The sequence below is a fragment of the Streptomyces sp. NPDC004732 genome (assembly GCF_040609235.1).
Lineage (GTDB): Bacteria > Actinomycetota > Actinomycetes > Streptomycetales > Streptomycetaceae > Streptomyces.
In genome coordinates this window covers 155,907-172,064 of sequence record NZ_JBEXJR010000009.1, presented here as the reverse complement: position 1 = coordinate 172,064, position 16,158 = coordinate 155,907, and the positions used below count along the sequence as shown (strand labels likewise).

Annotated in this window: 11 protein-coding genes; 4 read left to right on the top strand and 7 right to left on the bottom strand. The window is 73.2% G+C overall.

Annotated elements, in window-relative coordinates; all coding sequences use genetic code 11:
* Window positions 1-188 precede the first annotated feature (188 nt).
* Window positions 189-3,920 (top strand): S8 family serine peptidase, encoded by a 3,732-nt coding sequence (locus ABZV77_RS27390; protein WP_356262027.1) that lies wholly within the window; start codon window positions 189-191, stop codon window positions 3,918-3,920.
* Window positions 3,921-3,978: 58 nt separating this feature from the next.
* Here ABZV77_RS27390 and ABZV77_RS27385 read toward each other — a convergent pair whose 3' ends face one another.
* The gene (locus ABZV77_RS27385) at window positions 3,979-5,436 is read right to left on the bottom strand and encodes an acyl-CoA synthetase (RefSeq protein ID WP_356262024.1); all 1,458 of its coding nucleotides are present in this window, start codon (window positions 5,434-5,436) and stop codon (window positions 3,979-3,981) included.
* A gap of 315 nt (window positions 5,437-5,751) precedes the next feature.
* On the opposite strand from ABZV77_RS27385, the gene ABZV77_RS27380 reads away from it, so the two are divergent.
* Both ABZV77_RS27380 and ABZV77_RS27375 read left to right on the top strand, forming a co-directional pair.
* Window positions 5,752-8,148, top strand: a complete 2,397-nt coding sequence (locus tag ABZV77_RS27380) for a glycosyltransferase (RefSeq protein WP_356262021.1) — start codon at window positions 5,752-5,754, stop codon at window positions 8,146-8,148.
* Window positions 8,145-9,413 (top strand): acyltransferase, encoded by a 1,269-nt coding sequence (locus tag ABZV77_RS27375; protein WP_356262018.1) that lies wholly within the window; start codon window positions 8,145-8,147, stop codon window positions 9,411-9,413. The genes ABZV77_RS27380 and ABZV77_RS27375 overlap by 4 nt, the downstream gene beginning before the upstream one ends.
* Window positions 9,414-9,809: 396 nt before the next feature.
* Here the strand turns inward: ABZV77_RS27375 and ABZV77_RS27370 are convergent, their stop codons facing one another.
* The 4 genes from ABZV77_RS27370 to ABZV77_RS27355 all read right to left on the bottom strand — a co-directional run bounded on the left by ABZV77_RS27370 (window position 9,810) and on the right by ABZV77_RS27355 (window position 14,295).
* Window positions 9,810-10,889 carry a putative sulfate exporter family transporter gene (locus tag ABZV77_RS27370; RefSeq protein ID WP_356262015.1) on the bottom strand — a complete coding sequence of 360 codons (1,080 nt, stop codon included), beginning with the start codon at window positions 10,887-10,889 and terminating at the stop codon, window positions 9,810-9,812.
* On the bottom strand, window positions 10,889-11,458 hold the full coding sequence (locus ABZV77_RS27365) for a cysteine dioxygenase family protein (RefSeq protein ID WP_356262012.1): 570 nt from the start codon (window positions 11,456-11,458) through the stop codon (window positions 10,889-10,891). The genes ABZV77_RS27370 and ABZV77_RS27365 overlap by 1 nt, the downstream gene beginning before the upstream one ends.
* A gap of 101 nt (window positions 11,459-11,559) precedes the next feature.
* Window positions 11,560-12,465, bottom strand: a complete 906-nt coding sequence (locus ABZV77_RS27360) for a LysR family transcriptional regulator (protein ID WP_356262009.1) — start codon at window positions 12,463-12,465, stop codon at window positions 11,560-11,562.
* Window positions 12,466-12,567: 102 nt separating this feature from the next.
* A complete protein-coding gene (locus tag ABZV77_RS27355; protein WP_356262006.1) occupies window positions 12,568-14,295 on the bottom strand; it encodes a serine/threonine-protein kinase in 1,728 nt (575 codons plus the stop codon).
* A 171-nt stretch (window positions 14,296-14,466) separates the two neighbouring features.
* On the opposite strand from ABZV77_RS27355, the gene ABZV77_RS27350 reads away from it, so the two are divergent.
* Window positions 14,467-14,781, top strand: a complete 315-nt coding sequence (locus tag ABZV77_RS27350) for a hypothetical protein (RefSeq protein ID WP_356262003.1) — start codon at window positions 14,467-14,469, stop codon at window positions 14,779-14,781.
* Here the strand turns inward: ABZV77_RS27350 and ABZV77_RS27345 are convergent.
* Complete coding sequence (locus ABZV77_RS27345; protein WP_356262000.1) at window positions 14,771-15,367, bottom strand: hypothetical protein; 597 nt, start codon at window positions 15,365-15,367, stop codon at window positions 14,771-14,773. The two genes, ABZV77_RS27350 and ABZV77_RS27345, sit on opposite strands and share 11 nt — an antisense overlap.
* Window positions 15,348-16,151: an FkbM family methyltransferase gene (locus tag ABZV77_RS27340; RefSeq protein ID WP_356261997.1), complete on the bottom strand. Its 804-nt coding sequence runs from the start codon at window positions 16,149-16,151 to the stop codon at window positions 15,348-15,350. The genes ABZV77_RS27345 and ABZV77_RS27340 overlap by 20 nt, the downstream gene beginning before the upstream one ends.
* Window positions 16,152-16,158 lie beyond the last annotated feature (7 nt).

Genomic DNA, 16,158 nt, shown 5'->3' with positions numbered 1-16,158 from the left:
GTGTGCGGCTGTCACCCGCCTTCGTGACGCCGCCCGCGGGGCGCGGCCCGTCGAAGGACCCTGGCGGATAGTCGCCCTGGCGGCTTCCCGCCACGTCCCGTCAACTCCCCAGCACCGTAAGGCCCCTGACACTCTTCGCAGCACTCGGGCACCACCCCCGCCCGGGTCCGACGAAGAGAGGCAGCCTCATGACCAGAGCCCCCGCGCGGCGAAGAGCCACGCTCGTGGCCGCCGCCGGTCTCGCGTTCGCCCTGCTTCCCGCCGGGCAGGGCGCCGTGGCCGACGACGCGCCCGGGTCCGCGCCCGGCCGCACCACCGGTGCCCCCCGCACCCCCGATGCCACCCGCACAGCCAACGCCACCCACACCGTCACCCTGATCACCGGCGACAAGGTCACCGTCACCCGGCTCCCCGGCGGTCGGCAGACCGTCACCGTCGACCGGCCCGCGGGCGCGAGCGGGGCGGTGCGCAGCCAGGTGGCCGACGGGCACGTCACCGTCGTACCGGACGAGGCGCGGCCGTATCTGCGCTCCGGTGCCCTCGACGAGCGGCTGTTCGACGTGACCCAGCTGATCCGGCAGGGCGCCGCCGAGCAGGGCAGGGCGACCGCCGAGCAGGGCAGGGCGACCGCCGAGCTGCCCCTCATCGTCACGTACGACAAGAAGAAGGCGCGGGCCGCCGCCCGCCAACTCCCCCGCGGCGTCGAGAAGGTGCGCTCCCTGGCGAGCGTCGACGGCCTCGCCGTCACCGCCGAGAAGCCGGACGCCCTGTGGCGGTCCGTGAAGCGCGGAGACTCCGGCATCGACAAGGTGTGGCTCGACGGGCGAGTCGAGGCCGACCTGGCGCAGAGCAACGCGCAGATCGGCACCCCGAAGGCCTGGGAGGCCGGGCTCACGGGCAAGGGTGTGAAGGTCGCCGTCCTCGACACCGGGGTCGACGCCGGGCACCCGGACCTGAAGGGGCGCGTCGGCGAGAGCAAGAGCTTCATCCCCGGCGAGGAGGTCGCCGACCGCAACGGCCACGGGACGCACGTCGCCTCCACCGTCGGCGGCAGCGGCGCCGCCTCCGAGGGCGCCAAGGAGAAGGGCGTCGCGCCCGGCGCCGCGCTCGCCGTCGGCAAGGTGCTCAGCAACGAGGGCTCCGGCAGCGAGTCGGAGATCATCGCGGGCATGGAGTGGGCGGCGAAGGACGTCGACGCCAAGGTCGTGTCCATGAGCCTCGGTTCGCAGGAGGCCAGCGACGGCACCGACCCGATGGCCGCCGCCGTGAACTCCCTCTCCAAGGAGACCGGCGCCCTCTTCGTCATCGCCGCGGGCAACACGGGCGCACCCTCCTCCATCGGCTCGCCCGGCGCCGCCGACTCCGCGCTGACCGTCGGCGCCGTCGACTCCGCGGACAAGGCCGCGTACTTCACGAGCCAGGGCCCGCGCATCGGTGACCACGCGCTCAAGCCCGACCTGTCGGCGCCGGGCGTCGACATCCTCGCGGCCCGCTCCCAACTCGTCGACGGCGAGGGCTTCTACACCGAGATGAGCGGTACGTCGATGGCGACCCCGCACGTCGCGGGCGTCGCCGCACTGCTCGCCGAGCGGCACCCCGACTGGTCGGGCGCGCAGCTCAAGGACGCCCTGATGGCCAGCTCCAAGCAGCTCGACGCATCGGCGTACGAGCTGGGGGCGGGGCGGGTGAGCGTGCCCGACGCCATCGACGCGCAGATCACCGCGACGGGCAGCACCGACCTCGGCTTCTACGGCTGGCCCTACGAGGACAACAAGCCGGTCGAGCGGACCCTGACCTACCGCAACTCCACGGACAGCGCCGTCGAGTTGAGTCTCGCCGCGGAGGGCGCCGCCGACGGCGTCGTCACGCTCGCCGACTCCACCCTCACCGTCCCGGCCCACGGCACCGCGTCGACCACCGTCACCGGGGACGGGGCGAAGGCGGCGGTCGGGAACACCAGCGGCGCCGTCGTCGCGAGCGCCGGTGGCAAGAAGGTCGCACACACCGCGTTCGGCCTGGTCAAGGAGGAGGAGCGGTACACGCTCACCGTCCATGTGAAGGACCGTGACGGCGCCGCGGCCCCCGCCGACCTCGTGGTGCAGCAGCTCGCCGAGGGCACCGAGCCGTTCCCGGCCGCCGTCGACGGCTCCGGCACCCTGGAGCTGCGCCTGAAGCCGGGCACGTACGCCCTCTCGACCTTCCTCGACGTGCGCGGCGGCAACGGCGCGGACTCCCTCGGCCTCGGCTTCCTCGCCGACCCGCAGATCCGCCTCGACCGGGACCGCACGGTCACCCTGGACGGGCGGAAGCTGCGCGAGATCAAGGCCGACGTGGACCGGCGCACCGAGACCCGGCAGCTGCTCATGGAGTACGACCGCAAGGCGGGCGGCGCCGACCTCATGGGCGCCGTCCAGGTGCCGGTGAAGTACGACAGCATCTTCGCCGCGCCCACCGCGAAGGTCACCGAGGGCAGCTTCGAGTACCGCACCGTGTGGCGGCTCGGCAAGCCTCTCGTGGACGTGCGGGGCGTGCGCGAGGCCGTCGCCCAGCCCGGCGGGACGATCGCCGCGGGGCGCAGCAAGTGGGCGCTGGTGGACGCGGGCGACGGCACCCCGGCCGCGTACGAGGGCAAGGACGTCCGCGGCAAGGCCGTCGTCGTGCGCCGCACGGACGCGGTCACCGCGTCGCAGCTGGGGCAGGCGGCGCAGGACGCGGGCGCGAAGGCGCTGTTCGTGACGGACGACCGGGCGGGCCGCCTCAACGCCTGGTTCGGCACGGACGACAACGGCGACCGCCCGCTGCAGATCGCCACGGTCGACGCCGCCGACGGGGCCGGGCTCATCGCGGCCGCGAAGGCGGGCAGGAGGGTCGAGAGCACCGGAACCCTCAACACCCCCTACGTGTACGACCTTTCGGAAGGGCATGCGGGGGCCGTCCCCAAGGGGGATCTCACGTATGAGCCGACGAAGCGCGAACTCGCCGTGGTGGAGAGCAAGTTCCACGCGGTGAAGCCCGCGGCGGGCGGCGAGTACCGCTACTCGATCACCGACGCCTTCCCCGTCGGCCTCGGCTTCCAGGAGAAGATCGACTACCCGGCCGAGCGCACGGAGTACGTCTCCACGGGCAAGGGCCAGCTGTGGCACGAGTCCGTGTCCACCGGGCCCGGGGCGCTGGAGGAGCGCAGCGGCCTGGTCGCCTACCAGGGCGGCAGGCGCACCGGCCTCGACTGGTTCAAGCCGGTCCTGCACCCCTGGCTCGGCACCGGACTCGGCTGGGGGCAGACGCGCACCGGAGACAACCTGGAGTTCAACGTGCCCGGCTGGGGCGACTCGGGACCGGACCACACCGGCTTCGGCGACGTCTGGAACGAGGACTCGATGACGCAGGTCAGCGAGGTCTTCGTGGACGGGGTGAGCGCCGACCGGCGCAAGAGCTCGGGCGTGTACGTGTGGGACGCGGACCCCGCCGAGCACACGTACAAGGTGGCGACCGACACGACCCTCGCCCCGGAACGCTGGCAGCTCGCGACGAAGGGCCACGCGGAGTGGACCTTCAAGTCGAAGCGGACGCCCGCGGACAGGAAGACCTTCCTGCCGCTGCTCAACCTCGGCTTCGACGTGGACACGGACCTCTCGGGCGCGGTGCGGGGCGGCCGGACCGTCGGCGTCGGGATCTTCTCCGAGTACGTGAAGGGGGCGGCCGACACCGGCACGATCGGCGGCGGCAAGCTGTCCGTCTCGTACGACGAGGGGAAGACGTGGCAGCCGGTCGCCCTGGACCGGGACGGCAGGAAGGCGTCCTGGGAGGGGAAGTTGAAGGTGCCGGGCGGCGCGAAGTCCGTCTCGCTGCGGGCCTCGGCGAGCGATGACCGGGGCGGTTCGGTGTCCCAGGAGATCGTTCGGGCGGTGGGGGTGAAGTAGGGGGCACCTCCCCCTCCTGGGGCCGGGCCGGGCCGGACTCCGGCCCGGCCCCAGGAGCTCACCCGGTCGGCAGGGCCCGCTTCATGATCTTGCCCATGTCGTTGCGTGGCAGGGATTCCAGGTAGCGCACGACGCGGGGGCGCTTGTGCGGGGCCAGGCGGGACGCGACGTGGTCCGCCAACTCCGCTGCGGACGGCGGGGCATCGGCGTCCGCCGGGACCACCCACGCCACGATCCGCTCGCCCAGGTCGGGGTCCGGCTCGCCGGTGACCGCGGCCTCCCGCACCCCCTCGTGTTCGAGGAGCGCGTTCTCGATCTCGCCCGCGCCGATCTTGTAGCCACCGCTCTTGATGAGGTCGGTGGCCTTGCGCCCGACGATGCGTACGTATCCGTCGGCGTCCCGCAGCGCCATGTCGCCGGTGCGGAACCAGCCGCCGGGCGCGAAGGCCCCCGCGGTCGCGTCCGGACGGTTCAGATACTCCGTGAAGAGGTTCGGGCCCCGCACCTGGATCTCGCCCACCGCCTCCGGGTCGTCCGCCGCCACCTCCTGGTCCGCCTCGTCCACCAGGCGCAGCTCGACGCGGGGCAGCGGCACGCCGACCGCGCCCGCGCGCGGCTCCCCGTCCGCCCGGACGCTGGTGTTCATCAGGGTCTCCGTCATGCCGTACCGCTCGATGACGCGACGGCCCGTGGCGGCGGCGATGCGCTCGTGGTCGTGCACCGGGAGCGCCGCCGAGCCGGAGACGAGGAGGCGCGCCCCGGCCAGCGCCTTCGCCAGCTCCGGTGCTTCCGGCAGGGCCTCGGCGATCCGGTGGTACATCGTCGGCACCCCGAACAGCATGGTCGCCCCCGAGCCGAGCTCGCGCGTCACGCCCTCGGTGCCGAACCGGCCGAGGTGCCGCACGGAGCCGCCGCGCCGCAGCGGGCCCAGCGTGCCGAGGATCAGGCCGTGCACGTGGAAGAGCGGCAGGCCGTGCACGAGGACGTCGTCGCCGGTCCACTGCCAGGCGTCCTCCAGGGCGTCCAGGGTGGCGGCGATCGCGCGGCGGGGCAGGACGGCGCCCTTGGGCGGGCCCGTGGTGCCGGAGGTGTAGACGATCAGGGCGGGGGATTCGGGGCCGGGTTCGCCGGGCGGGGCCGCGGGGTGGTCCCCGCCGTCCTGTCGTACGTCGACGTCGACGTCGTGGCGGTCCAAGGCGGCCAGGGCGGGCGGCAGTTGGATGCCGGGCTCGGTGAGCACCAGGGAGGGGGTGCTGTCGCGCAGGATGTGGGTGAGCTCCGAGTCGCCCGACTTCGGGTTGAGCGGCACGGCAGGGACGCCCGCGAGCAGCGCGGCGACCACGCCGACGGCCGTCTCCAGGGACGGCGTCGCCCAGACGGCGACCCGGCCCGCGTCACGCAGCCGCAGTGCCAACGAGCCCGCCGCCGAGGCCAGTTCGGGGTAGGTCAGCGAGCGGTCGCCGAACCGGAGGGCCTCGCCGCGCGCGGTGTCCAGGGCCGGGAAGAGGGGATCCACGTCTCGTACTCCTCGTCGTCTGCGTTGTCTGAGCTGTTTGCGTTGTCTGGGCTGGCTGCGTCGTCTGCTCGTTCGGTGCACAGGCTGTGCAGTCTCTGCACCGGAGCGTAATGAGAGTGTTACGCCCCCGAAGGTGCGGTGTCACAGTGATCACTGAGGCTGATGTGGCTGTCAGTCACCCGACCTCACTTCCGAAATCCGGTCCTCCCCCCACAATCCGAACAGGATGGGACCACCTTCATGTCTGATGTTCTGAGGCGTCCCGACGCCTCTACCGCCTCACCCCCCTCGCCCTCCTCGCCCCCCTCGCAAAAGGTGCTCATACCGAACCAGTCCACCACCCCCGACCCCCCGCCGCCGGGCCACCCCCACGTGCTCGCGGTCGGCGCCCCCGGACCCGACCGGGAACAGCTCACCCGCACCCTCCGCCTCACCGGCCACGAGGTCACGCACGCCGTCCCCGGCGACGTGCACCGCCAGGTCAGGCAGGCGCCGCCCGACGCGATCGTCGCCCTCGACGGCGGGCCCGACGGCCGCAGGCAGGGCCGCGACGTCATCAGGGAGGTGCGCGCGGACCCGGCGGGCCAGGCGCTCCCGCTCGTCATGGTCACCGCGGCGCGCACCCCCGCGACGGTCGCCGAGCTCCTGCGGCAGGGCGCCGACGACTGCGTGACGGAGGCCTTCGACCCGGACGAGCTGTCCGCCCGCATCGCGGCCAAGCTGCACCGGGTCCCGGTCCCCGCCGACCAGTTGCTCCTCGACCCGCGCACCGGCCTGTACTCGGCGCCCCACTTCATGGCCGAACTCGACCGCGAACTCCAGCGGCCCGCCGCCGCCCGGCGCGGCGGCGTCCTCGCCGTGGTCCGCGTCGCCGAGACCGAGGCCCTGGAGACCCGCCTCGGGCCGCGCGTGCGGCGCGAGATCGCCGAGCGGCTCGCCCAGGTCGGCAACGGGGCATCACCGGCCCGGACGGAGCCGGAGGCCCGGGGCAGGCTGGGCAGCGTCTGCGACCGGCTCGGCTGGGACGAGGAGGGGCGCCTCCTCGTGCTGATGCCGGGCGTCGACGAGGAGACGGCGACCGAGACCCTGCGCGAGTTCGCGGACTCCGTCGCCGGAACGCGGTTCGTCGTCGCCGACGAGAACGTCCGGCTCACCCCGGCGGTCGGCTGGACCCCGCTCACCGCCTGCACCGGCAAGGGCGCCAGCGCGCTCGCCGCCGAGCGGGCGCGGGACGCCGCCGAGGAGGCGCTGCGCCACCGCGACCTGCGGCCCGTGCGCTACGAGCCGTGGATGCGGACCGCCGCCGCGCACGGTCACCGCCGCGCGCGGCCCGGCCTGCGCGGCCTGCTGTCGGCGGTGGCGCCGCTGCTCTCGCCCGTCCTGATGCTGGCGCTCGGCGTGGGCGTGCCGTTCCTGCTCTACCAACAGGCGTACGCCATGGGCTGGGACGCGGCGGCCGTCGCGTACTGGGTGGTCGTCGCGGGCCTGGTGACGTCCGCCTTGCTCATCGTCCTCGAATGCCTCTTCTCGCTCGACGCGAAGCCACGCCCGGAATCGCCGGGGCAGCCCTACCCGGCGGCGAGCGCGGTCATCGCGGCGTACCTGCCGAACGAGGCGGCGACGATCGTCGACACCGTCGAATCGTTCCTGCGCCTGGACTATCCGGACGAGCTGGAGATCGTCCTCGCGTACAACACCCCGCACCCGCTGCCCGTCGAGGAGACGCTGCGCGACATGGCGCGGCGCGACCCGCGCCTGGTGCTGCTGCCGGTGGCGGGCAGCACGTCCAAGGCGCAGAACCTCAACGCGGCGGTGACGCGGGTGCGCGGCGAGTTCGTCGGCATCTTCGACGCCGACCACCATCCGGCGCCGGACGCGTTCCGGCACGCCTGGGACTGGCTGTCCAACGGCTACGACGTGGTGCAGGGCCACTGCGTCATACGCAACGGCGAGAGCTCCTGGGTCGCGAAGCTGGTGGGCGTCGAGTTCGAGGCGATCTACGCGGTCAGCCACCCCGGCCGCACCCGGCTCTACGGCTTCGGGGTCTTCGGCGGCTCCAACGGCTTCTGGCGCACCGACCTGCTCGCCAGGACGCGCATGCACGGTTCGATGCTGACCGAGGACATCGACTCCACGATGCGCGCCCTGTCCGCGGGCGCGCGCATCGCCACGGACCGCACCCTCATCTCCCGCGAGCTCGCCCCGACGATGCTGAAGCCCCTGTGGAACCAGCGCTCGCGCTGGGCACAGGGCTGGCTCCAGGTCTCGCTCGAACACCTGTGGCGCGGGCTGCGTTCGCCGGTCTTCACGCGCCGCCAGAAGGCGGGCCTGTTCGTCCTGCTCGGCTGGCGCGAGGTCCAGCCGTGGCTGACGCTGCAGATCCTGCCGATCCTGCTGCACGCGGCCTGGCGCGCGGGCGGCGCGGACCGGCTCGACTGGGCCGTCCCCGTCTGCCTGATCGCGGCCGCCGTCACGATGTCGGCCGGTCTGGTGCAGGCGGCGTTCGCGTGGCGGCTCGCGGTGCCCGAACTGCGCCGCCGCAAGAGCTGGTTCTGGCGCTACCTCTTCGTGTCGACGGTCTTCTACACCCACTTCAAGAACATGGTCGCGCGCGCCGCCCATCTGAAGGAGGCGCTCGGCGACCGGCAGTGGCGCGTCACCCCGCGGGCCGTCGCCGCCGCGGGAACGGCCGGTACGGGAGGGGGTTCGTGACCTCGCTCGTCGCCCCCGAGACGACGGCGCCGCCCCGTGCCCCCGAGCGCCGGGAGCCGCAGGCCCGCGGCCGCGCGCTCGAACTCCAGGGCTTCCGGGGCCTGGCCGCGCTCAGCACGGTCGTCTTCCACGTCTGGCAGCAGTACTACACCTACGACGCGGCGGGCTCGCACGCACCGGTCGACAACCCGTACGTCGGGGCGCTGCTCTCCCTCGAAGTGATCGACCTCTTCTTCGTGATGTCGGCGTACCTGCTCACGCTGTCGTACGCGCGAGCGGCCATCGACGGCAAGGAGGGCTCGGTCAGGCCGGGACGGGTGTTCCTCTTCCGGCGCGCGATCCGCATCCTGCCGCTGTACTTCCTGGCGGTCCTCGTCGTCTGGTCGACGCGCAACCCGACCCTGCCGGGGGACTGGCGGGACCTGGTCGAACACCTCACGTTTACGCACGTCTTCGACCGGGACCGGATCTTCTACACGCTGGGCCCGACCTGGTCGCTCTCCCTGGAGGTCGCCTTCTATCTGGTCCTCGTGGCGCTCGGGCCGCTCGCGGTGCGCGCCTGCCGGGGGCTGCGGACCCGGCGGGCCAGGGCGGCGCTCTGCGCGGCGGGGTGCGCGGTCCTCTTCGCCGTGCCGCTCGTGTGGATCTCCTGCGCGCGCTATGTCTTCGACGTGCCGCACACCGACTGGCCGGTGTACTTCGGACCGCAGGCCCGCTTCGGCGGCTTCGCGGCGGGCATGGCCCTCGCCGTCCTGCTGACGGCGCTCGGCGACGACCGGGGCAGGCTGCGCGCCCGGTGGGCGAGCGCCCTGTCGGCCGCGGCGCTCGGCGGGCTGCTCACCCTGTCGTACCTCTCCGATCCGGAGAACCCCGCGCAGACCTTCTACCACCCGATCGCCGCCGTCTTCTGGTTCGCGCTGCTGTACGGGACGCTCCACGTCCGGCACCGGGAGCGCCAACGGGTGCGCTGGCACGCCCTGTTGCGGGCCCGCTGGGTCACGGGTGTGGGACTGATCAGCTACAGCCTCTACATCTGGCACGAGCCGGTGATGCTGCAGCTCGACAAGTCGGGGCTGCTGCCGTCGGCGCAGGCGGGCTTCCCGGTCGCGGTGCTCGTCGTGGTCCTCGTGGCCCTCGCGGTCGGGACGGCGAGCTACTGGTTCGTGGAGTATCCGGCGGGCCTGCTCGGCCGCGCGAAGGACGGCAGGGGCCGGGCGCGGGAGTTCTACCCGGGCGCGGAGAGCGAGGCCACCACGGTCCGCTGACCCGGACGGCACGCACAAGGCGACGCCGCCTCCCCCGTGGGACGGGGGGAGGCGGCGCCGCCGCGATGCGGTACGGGTGACGTCAGACGAGCCAGCCGAGGAAGTGGGCGAGACCGGCGACGACGTCAGTGATGAGGTTCATGGTGGTGCTTCTCCTTGTGGGACTTTTCGGAACAACTCCCCGGCCCTGTATGGGACATGGACCGGGTGCGCGGTCACGGTCTGCAGCCCGTCGCTTGCGCAACGTAAGCATCGTCAATCACGGGTGCCCCGCGCAATTCCTGGCGCCACGATCACCTGTTCCAGGGAACAACTGCCCAGTCGTTCGCATCGGTTGTTCGTATCCTGGCTGCCTTGGCCGCCCTGCCGCCCTGGCCGCCCCGGCCGCCCCCGACTTCAGTACGTCAGCACCACACCCACGTACGAGATCCCCGCGATCACGCCCCACGAGACGAGCCCGAGCGCCGCGACCCGGCCGCCCGTACGCGTCAGGGACGGCAGGTCGACCGCGCTGCCGAGCCCGAACAGGGCGGCGGCCAGCAGGAGTTCCTGCGCCGTCTGCGCGGCGTCGATCGCCCCGCCGGGCAGCCACCCGGTGGTGCGCAGCGCCACCATGGCGAGGAAGCCGACGACGAAGAGCGGCACGAGGGGCGGGCGCTTGGTGCCCGCGGCCCCCTCGGCCAAGCCGCGCCCCTGCCGACGCGCTCGTACCGAGAGGGCCACCGCCGCGACGAGCGGCGCGAGCAGGGCGACCCGCATCAGCTTGACCAGGACCGCGTCGCCCAGCGCCCCCGCGCCCGCGGTCTGCGCGGTCGCCACGACCTGGCCCACGTCGTGCACGCTCGCCCCGACCCAGCGCCCGAACTCCGCGTCGCTGAGCCCCAACGGACCCTGCAGCAGCGGCAGTACGGCGATGGCGAGCGTGCCGCACAGGGTCACCAGCGCCACCGAGGTGGCCGTGTCCCGCTCGTCGCTCTCGGAGACCTCGCTGACCGCGCCGATCGCGGAGGCGCCGCAGATCGAGTAGCCGGTGGCGATCAGCAGCGGCTGGTCGCCCTGGAGCCCCATGCGGCGGCCCAGCCACCAGGTGCCGAAGAAGGTGACCGCGACCACGCAGAGCACCATGACGACCGACGCCCAGCCGAGCCCGAGCACGTCGTCCAGGCTCAGCTTCAGACCGAGCAGCACGATGCCGACCCGCATCAGCCGCTTGCCCGCGAACGTCAGACCGGCCTTGCCGGGGCCGCGCACGAACGCGTGGGCCGCGCCCGGCACATGGGCTGCCGCAATGCCGAGCACCACGGCCGCGGTGAGCATCGGGATGCCCGGCACGAGGTGGTGCACACCCCAGGCCACGGCGACGCCCGCCACCGCGAGCGTCAGCCCCGGCAGCTTGCGCGGCGTGCGCCGCGGGGGCGCGGCGGACGCGACGGGGTGGTTGCGGGACCTTCCGGTGCGCTCTCCGAGCAGCGCCATTACCGGTCGGCCGGGAGCTCGTACACCCGGCGGACACTGCTGCCGAGCCGGGCTATGTCCGCGCCGTAGATGTGGATCGATATCGCGAGCGTCCCGCAGGCGTTCCACACCCGGTGGATGTCGCCGGGCGGCGCGAAGCCGCACACCGAGCCCTGCGGGTTGACGACGTCCTCCGTGGCGACGAGGCGGGCGGCGCCCCCGGGCCCGGCGGCGGGCACCAGGCGGTAGCGCCGCTCCTGCTCCTCGCCCTCGTGCACGCCCGTGACGCACCACGACACGTGGTCGTGGACGGAGGTCCGCTGCCCCGGCAGCCAGACCAGCGCCACGATGGAGAAGCTGCCGTCGTGCTCGGCGTGCAGGACGTGCTGGCGGTAGTGCTTGGGGTCGCCCTCGCGCTGTTCGTCGGTGAGCAGGTCGGCGTTGCCGAGGTGGGGGGCGAGCCGTTCGCCGACCAGGTACGCGGTCAGGTCGGGAGGCAGGCCGCGCCCCACGGCCTCGCGCACGTCGGCGACGAGGGTGTCGAGGCGCTCTGTGGTCCGGGCGGCCCGGTACGCGGTCGGGGTCGTCATACGGGCAGCGTCGCGCCGCCCGATCCATCACGTCCAACGACAGTTTTTTGGCCTCCCCCCAACTTCCGCTTATGGGAAGCGCGCGGGGGAGGGGCAGGCGATCAGCAGCCGACGCGGTTGGCGGCCACGGTGCGCAGCTCGTCGAGGACCAGGGCGGTGGCCGGGATCCGCAGATGGTCCTTGAGGACGTACGCCGACACCTGGCGCCGCGACGCCGGGTCCAGGGCGCGGCCCGTCACCTTCTTGTGGCAGAGGAAGTTCAGGACGAGGCCCGGCATCATCGCTATGCCGAGCCCCTCGGCGACCAGGCTCTGCACCACCAGGTTGTCGTCGGTGGTGAACGCGATCTCGGGCGCGAAGCCCAGCTCGGCGCACTCGTGCAGGAAGTTGGCGCGGCAGCGCGGGCAGCCCGCGATCCACCGCTCCTCGGCCAGCTCGGCGAGCTTGACCGAACGCTGGCGTGCCATGCGGTGCCCGGACGGCAGCAGCACGGTCAGCTGGTCCTCCATCAGCGGGATCTCCGCCAGCTCCGCCGGCACCTCGTCGTGCAGGCCGGGATAGGTGAAGGCGAGCGTGATGTCGCACTCGCCGCGCACCACGCGCCGCAGCGACTCCGGCGGCTCGTCCTCCAGGAGCTCCACGCGCACGCCCGGATGTCCGGAGGCGAGCCGGGCCAGGGCCTCCGGGATGAGCGTCGCGTTGGCGCTGGGGAACGCGCAGACCCGGACCCGTCCCGAGCGCAGCCGCGTGATCGCGTTCATCTGCTGCTGGGCGGCCGAGATGTCGTCCAGGATGATCCCCGCGTGCCGCGACAGCGCCTCGCCCGCCTCGGTCAGGCGCATGCGGCGGCCGACGCGGGTGAAGAGCGGGGTGCCGACGGACCGTTCGAGGGCCTTCATCTGCTGGGTGATCGCGGGCTGGGTATAGCCGAGGGAACGGGCGGCCGCCGAGTACGAACCGGCCCGGACCACCTCGTGGAACGTCTTGATGTGCCGTGAATCGAACACCGCTGAATCATAAGCAGATGTTGGAGGCGGCGAACAAGGCCGGGGTCCGGCTTTTGCCCCGGCGGCAAGGGGGCGGTGTCGCGGAGTGCCGGGCGGCGGGTGTCACGGAGTGAAGGACTCCACGGCCTTGTCGAAGTGACGCTTCCCCGTGGCCTGCTTGCTCGCCGGGGCCGAGACCCACAGGTCGTACATCTTGCCGCCCTCGTCCCAGCTCATGTCGTACGTGACCCGGGGGCCGCCGTCCGCGGCCGTGCCGTTCCACGTGAAGACCCAGAGCGCGGCGGGGTGACCGTTGTGCGTGGTCTCGGTGACCGAGCCGCCCCGGTAGCCGGGGTAGTCCGACGGGCCGTCCTCGTGGGCCTGCTGCATCACGGCGAGCGGTCCTTCCGGGTCCTTGGCCTGCGGGTGGATGCCGACGCGGTACGTCTTGCCCGTCGAGTAGTAGTAGACGCGGGGCGGCTCGGGGGAGCGGGTGAAACCGGCGGGGAGCGAGAGGGAGAAGCCCGCCGGGTCGGTGACCGTGCGGTAGCCCGTGGGCGCCGGTTCGCCGCCTCCACCGCCGCCGGACGCGGGCCCGTCGCCGGTCGGCTTCGTGGGAGCGGTCCCGTCCTTGTCGCCGTCGGTGCCGGTGTTGTCGCGCTCGCCGGGGGACCGGGTCGCCTTGCCGCCCCGGGGCGGCTTGGGCGACTTGCTCCTGGTCGGCTTCGCCTCGGTCTTCTCCGGCTCCGGCGACCGCGGTTCCTCCCGCACCTTCTCCGCCGGGCCCGCGCCGTCCGCCTTCTGCTCCGAGCCGCTGTCGCCCTTGGTCAGCAGCCACACGCCGCCGCCCACGCCGCCCGCGGCGAGCACCGCGACGAGGACGCCGCCGAGCAGGGAGACCCGCATCCGTCCGCCGCGGCGGCGGGCGGCGGGCGGGGTGCTCAGCACGATGGGGTCACCCGTGTCGTCCGCACCGCCCTTCCGGGAACGCGGGGCGGGCGTCGGCGTGTGCGCCACCGTGGGCAGCCCCGCCTGCGCCAGGAAGTCCCGCAGCGCCCGCTCGGTCTCGTCCGCGCCGAACCGCCGCTCGGGGTCCCGTTCGAGCAGTCCCCGTACGACGGGCAGCAGCGGCCCCGCCGACTGCGGCGGGCGGATCTCGTCCACCACCACGGCGTGCAGCACCCCCGCCACCGAATCCCGGTGGAACGGCGACTCCCCCTCGACCGACGCGCACAGCAGCACGCCCAGCGACCACAGGTCCGACTCCGGCCCCGTGTGCCGCCCCGACATCCGCTCGGGCGCCGTGTACTCGGGCGACCCCACGAACGCCCCGGTCTGCGTGAGCGTCGTCTGCCCGGCGACCTGCGCGATGCCGAAGTCGGAGAGCACCACCCGGTCCGTGCCCGACTCGAGGAGGACGTTCGCGGGCTTCAGGTCCCGGTGCAGCACCCCGGCCGCGTGGGCGGCGCGCAGGGCGGCCAGCAGGGCGAGGCCGATCCGGGCCGCCTCCGCCGGGGCCAGCGGGCCGTCCGCGGTGATGCGGTCGGCGAGCGAGCGGCCGTCGATCAGCTCCATCACCAGCCACGGCTGCTCGTCGTGCTGCACGACGTCGTGCAGCACGAGGATGCCCGGGTGCTTCACCTGGGCGACCGAGCGGGCCTCGCGCAGGGTCCGCTCCCGCTGCCGCTCGGCGTCGAGCCCGGAGAGCCCGGTGTCGACGTGCAGCTCCTTCACCGCGACGTCCCGGCCGAGCAGTTCGTCCTGCGCCCGCCACACCGTGCCCATGCCGCCGCGCCCGAGCCGCGCAGTGATGCGGTAGCGGCCGGCTATCAGTTCCCCCGTGCTTGCCATGGCCGCATCATACGAACTTCCGCTGCCTGACCAGCAGTTGGGCCGTCAGGGGTGGAGGTGTTCTGACGGTTCCGGGGGGATGGTGAGGGGAGTGTGAACGGCGCGCGACCGCGGCGGGTCTGCTCCCGCGCGCTGGTTACGTGATGTGTGTGATCCGTTACTTTTAGCTACATGAATCGACGACGCATGACCATGGTGGCCAAGGTGACCAAGACGCTCGGGGTGCTCGCGGCGGCCGCGGCACTCGCCCTCTCCGTGCCGACTTCGGCGTACGCGGCGGACGGCATCCTCAGCATCAACGGCCAGCATTACGTGGATCCGAGCGGCTGCTACGGGGTCGACTGGTTCCCGACCTCGGTCACCAACAACACGAATGCCATCGCCGAGGTCCACTCCGGGCCCGACTGCACCGGCCCGGTCGAATGGCTCGTGTACCCGGGCGAGGCGTACCAGACGGAGACCGCGCAGAGCGTCTTCATTCTCTGACGCCCACCCGCTGCAGCAGCCCCCAGGTGAACTCCGCCACGCAGTGACGCCGTTCACCGCTCGCGTCCGGCGCCTCGAACGCCAGGCCCCATCGCGTCGGCGCCGTCCCCTCCATGGGACGCGCCGGGGCGAAGGCGCGGGCCGCCTCGTCGACCGTGCACGACCAGGGGGTCAGGTCGTCGAGCGTGCGGAGGTCGGGGCCCGGCGCATCCGGCGCTCGCACCAGCCACTCGTTCCACACCGCGCCGTTCGGCGCCCGCAGCACCTCGAAGCGCAGGTCCGGCCAGAGCGGCACCGGCCAGAGCAGCGCCTCGCACTCCAGGTCGCCGATCCGGCGGCGGGCCTTCACCTCGGGCGGGCCTAGCACCGAGCGGTAGCGGGAGGCCGCGCCCCGGGACCGTGAGGACCGGGTCATCGCCTGCCAGCGGCGGTTGGCCTCCCGCATCTCCGCGATGGAGACGCCCAGCTCGTGCCGTGCGCTCTCCACCAGGTCCGCGTTGTGGTCGGCCATCCGGCGCAGCAGGACCAGCTGGAAGTCCAGCGCGGTGAACGGGGCGGGGGCGGAGCTAGTGGGCATGCACCCCATCGTCGCGCACCGCGAGCGTTCCCGGGCGGTGCCCGTCGGGAAGGAACAGGACCGAGTTGACGTACCGGGGATGTCTCGGCGTGAGCACCCGCCGCAGCAGGCCCTGCGACACGACGTACGAGGTGCCCGACTGGTGCGTCTCCAGGTCGAACGCGTCGAGCGGCAGCCAGCTGTCGTGCGGCAGTACCCAGCCCCGGTAGCCGTGGTGGCGGGTCAGCAGCTCCACGATCGGGGCGATCGGCTGGATCCGCGACTCCAGTTCGAGGAAGATCGCCGGGCGGTCGCGGGTGATCAGCTCGTGTGCGCCGCGCAGCACCTGCAGCTCGTTGCCGTCCACGTCGATCTTGACGAAGTGGACGTCCCGCAGGCCCAGGCCGTCCAGGGTCAGACACGGCACGTCCACCGCCACGTCGTGGATGTCGCGCCTGACCAGGGACGAGACGCCTCTCTCGCCGCGGTCGCCGCGCGGCAGCCAGAGCCGGGCCGTGCCCGGCCGGTCCGTCGCCGCCGCCTGGATCACCCGGACGTTGCGGGGCGTGCTGGCGGCGAGGAGCCGCGCCAGGTGCGGCACCGGCTCGACGGTCACCACGCGGTCCGCGCGCGAGGCGAGACGGCGCGACCACGGGCCGTACCAGCCGCCGACGTCCACGGCGGTGCCGCAGCCCGGCGGGCAGAGGTCGGCGAGCCGGGCGAGCTCCGGTTCGAAGCGCGGATAGACGAGCCGGGCCAGGGAGGCGATCAGGCGGTCGGGGACGAAGGGCGCCACTCGGGCGGCGAAAGTCATGCGCACC